Source organism: Mesorhizobium sp. M7A.F.Ca.AU.001.01.1.1 (assembly GCF_004022735.1).
Taxonomy (GTDB): domain Bacteria; phylum Pseudomonadota; class Alphaproteobacteria; order Rhizobiales; family Rhizobiaceae; genus Mesorhizobium; species Mesorhizobium ciceri.
Genome location: NZ_RZPF01000669.1, coordinates 1 through 3624, shown reverse-complemented (window position 1 = coordinate 3624; position 3624 = coordinate 1). Strand labels below are relative to the sequence as shown.

4 protein-coding genes are annotated in these 3624 nt (G+C 64.9%); all 4 read left to right on the top strand.

The genetic code is table 11. The features are described 5' to 3' along the window. Positions 1–259: 259 nt before the first annotated feature. Positions 260–1291 (top strand): Gfo/Idh/MocA family oxidoreductase, encoded by a 1032-nt coding sequence (locus EN884_RS29470; RefSeq protein ID WP_063168291.1) that lies wholly within the window; start codon positions 260–262, stop codon positions 1289–1291. Beyond that, positions 1288–2196, top strand: a complete 909-nt coding sequence (locus EN884_RS29465; protein ID WP_013530991.1) for a sugar phosphate isomerase/epimerase — start codon at positions 1288–1290, stop codon at positions 2194–2196. The genes EN884_RS29470 and EN884_RS29465 overlap by 4 nt, the downstream gene beginning before the upstream one ends. Positions 2197–2299: 103 nt before the next feature. Then, positions 2300–3313 carry a substrate-binding domain-containing protein gene (locus tag EN884_RS29460; protein ID WP_013530992.1) on the top strand — a complete coding sequence of 338 codons (1014 nt, stop codon included), beginning with the start codon at positions 2300–2302 and terminating at the stop codon, positions 3311–3313. An 89-nt stretch (positions 3314–3402) separates the two neighbouring features. Continuing rightward, a partial coding sequence (locus EN884_RS29455; RefSeq protein ID WP_128360897.1) for an ATP-binding cassette domain-containing protein occupies positions 3403–3624 on the top strand: 222 nt, incomplete at its 3' end.

Here is a 3624-nt window from a genome sequence, read left to right as displayed (position 1 = left end):
CCGCGACACCGTGCCGATCGAAATGTTCAGGTGACGGGCAAGGTCATGAATGCTGGATGCCAAGTGACTGTACTCCCCTTGCTTGGCTAGCACCGGTAGCCGCTCAGGCCAAGGCGACAGGACGATTTTCACGAGCGGCCAATTGACATTCTACGCCTTCGGGTGTGTTCTCGTAAACGTTTACGGAAAAACGTTTACGGTCATGCCGTGGATGCCGTGACGATCGGTCTGGAGGGACCGAGCGGAGGAGGAGCGCCGGATGATCAATGCCGTCCTGGTCGGCTGCGGAGCGATGAGCAAGGCCTGGCTCGATGCCGCGCAGCAAGTCAACGGGCTCGCCATTGTCGGCCTTGTGGATCTCGATGCCGACAGGGCACGGGCGCGGGCGCACGAATACGGCCTCACCAATGCCGTCATCGGCAGCAGCCTCGATGCCGTCCTCGATCAGATCAAACCGCAAGCGGTGTTCGATGTCGTGGTTCCCGCCGCCCGGCGCGCGGTCGCGCTGTCCGCCTTTGCGCACAATTGCCATCTGCTGACGGAAAAGCCGCTCGCCGACAGTCCGGAAAATGCGCGCGCCATCGTCGAGGCCGCGCGCCGCGCCGGGCGCATCCATGCGGTCGTGCAGAACCGCCGCTATGTCGCCAATGTCAGGCGCATCCGGAGGTTCCTGGACTCCGGCGCCATCGGTGCGCCGACCAGCATCCACGCCGACTTCTTCGTCGCGCCGCATTTCGGCGGTTTTCGCGAGGAGATGGCCCATGTGCTGCTGCTCGACATGGCGATCCACACCTTCGACGCCGCTCGCTATATGGTGAATGGCGAGCCGGCCGGCGTCTATTGCCAGGAATGGGAGCCGGCCAGTTCCTGGTACAGGCAGGGATCTTCGGCCAGCGCCGTCTTCGATCTCGGCGACGGCAAGGTCTTCACCTACGCCGGCAGCTGGTGCGCGGCCGGCTTCCGCACCAGTTGGGAAAGTGCATGGCGCATCGTTGCCGAGCGCGGCAGCCTCATCTGGGACGGTCATGACGATTTGAGGGCAGAAGCAGTGATGCCGGGCCGCGAGGGAATGTTCGACAAAACCCAGCCGATCGAGGTGCCGCCGCTCGATGCGTCCGATCGCGTCGGCGGCCATCTCGGCATTCTCCAGGATTTCATGCACGCCATCGAGACCGGCACCGAGCCGGAAACGCGCGGCGGCGACAACATCAAGAGCCTGGCCATGGTTTTTGGCGCCATCGAAAGCGCCGAGACCGGCCGCCGCGTGACAATCGCAGAGGAAGCACAATGACGCCGAACCCGCTTCTCGACATCCGGATCGGCACCATGGTGCGGGCCAATCTCGACGACCCGGCGGCTTACATCAAGCAGATCCTGCCGCTCGGCTTCGAGAGCATCCAGCCCTTCTTCTGGCAGACGCTGGGCGGCAAGGATTTGCCGCGGCTGGCCGGCCAGATCCGCGAGGCGATCGGCGATGCCGACGTCACCGTGTCCTCGCTCGGCGTGTTCGGCAATCCGCTGGAAGACGGCGAGGTCGATCGCGGCGTGCTCAAGGCCTGGGAGACGGTCATCGACAATGCGCATCTGTTCGGCACCTCGATGGTCAGCGGCTTCACCGGCCGCCTGCGCGGCAAGAAGCTGACCGACAGCCTGCCGCGCTTCAAGGAGGTCTGGGGACCGCTGGCCAGGCGCGCCGCCGACAAGGGCGTGCGCATCGCCTTCGAGAACTGCGCGATGGACGGCAACTGGGCCGCCGGCGACTGGAACATCGCCCACAATCCGGACGCCTGGGAGCTGATGTTCAACGAAGTGCCGGACGACAATCTCGGACTGGAATGGGAGCCCTGCCACCAGCTCGTCTATCTGATCGATCCGATGCCGCAGATCCGCAAATGGGCGCCGCGCATCTTCCACGTCCACGGCAAGGACGCGACGGTGCGCTGGGATGTCATCCGCGAGCATGGCGTGTTCGGCCGGCTGCCCTTCGTGCAGATGCGAACGCCGGGCTTCGGCGACAGCGACTGGACGCGGGTGATCAGCGAATTGCGGCTGGCCGGATACAAGGGCGCCATCGACATCGAAGGCTGGCACGACCCTGTCTATCGAGGCGATCTCGAAATCACCGGGCAGGTGCGCGCGCTGGAATATCTCAAGCAATGCCGGGGAGGGGCCAGCTACCTGCCGAACCCGATGTGAGGATCGGCCGGCGGGAGGAGCCGGCCGGGATGTCTGCAACGCACATTGCCGAAGCGAATGTCGAAACCCCTCGCTTGCGAGGACAAAAAGGGAGGATAAGTGCATGAGCATGACGATGAGAAGGACAGTTCTGCGCTCGACCGTCGTGGCCGCCGCCACGGTGCTTGCCGCTGCGATCTCCACCTTGCCCGCGCAGGCGCTCGACGCCAAATGGTGCAAGGACGTCCACATCCGCTTCTTCGTCGGCGGCGCCGAGGGCGACGCTTTCGGCACCATCGTCTACAATGGCGCCAAGCAGGCAGAGGCCGATCTGGGGCCGAAGGTCGACTACATCTTCTCCCAGTGGGACATCGAAAAGATGGTGCAGCAACTGCGCGAGGCCGTCGCGGTCAAGCCCAACGGCATCGCCATGATGGGCCATCCGGGCGACGCATCAATCATGCCGCTCGCCGAACAGGCGCACAAGGACGGCATCAAGATGATGTACCAGAACGTGCCTGTGCCGAAGGTGGTGGAAGCGTTCGGCGGCGGCTATGTCGGCGCCCAGCAGGAACAGCAGGGCCGCGCGCTCGGCGCCGAGGCGTTCAAACTGGGCAAGCTGAAGGCCGGCGACAAGGCGATCATGATCGGTCCGTTCGAAAACGAAAGTCGCGGCGCGCGCGAACGCGGCACGGTGGCGGCGCTCAAGGAAGCCGGCGTCGAGGTCATCCAGTTGTCCTCACCGCCGAGCGGCGAATGGGCGTCCGATCCCAACCTGGCCATTCCGGTGATCACCGCGGCGCTGCTCAACAATCCCGACGTCAAGGCGGTCGGCTATCCCGGCGGGCAGATGCTCGGCAATGTCTCGACCTATATGCAGGCGGCCGGACGCAAGGCGGGCGAGATCTTCAATTTCGGCTTCGACACCAGCCCGCAGATCGTCGAGGGTTTCAAGGGTGGCTGGGTGCAATTGACCGCCGACCAGCAGCCGTTCCTGCAGGGCTATCTGCCGATCCTCAGCCTCTGCCAGCAGGTTGTGCTGGGGCTGGCGCCGATGAATGTCGACACCGGCGCCGGCTTCGTCACGCCCGAAAATTACGAGATCGTCGCCGAGCTCGCCAAGCAGGCGCTGCGCTGACCTCCCAAGCCGCCGGCCGGGATCTCAGGCCCCGGCCGGCGGGACCGCTGGCGACGACGCCGGCACGAGACAATGAAAGCGAGCATCCGATGGCCGAACGCCTCATCGAACTGCGCGACATCAGCAAGTCCTATGGCCAGGTCTATGCACTGGGCGGGGTCAATCTCAGCGTCGACCGCGGCGAGGTGGTCGGCCTGCTCGGCGACAATGGCGCCGGCAAGTCGACGCTGATCAAGATCCTCTCGGGCGTGGTCAAGCCGACCAGCGGCGAAATCCTCGTGCGTGGCAAGCCGGTGACCGGGTGGAGCTGT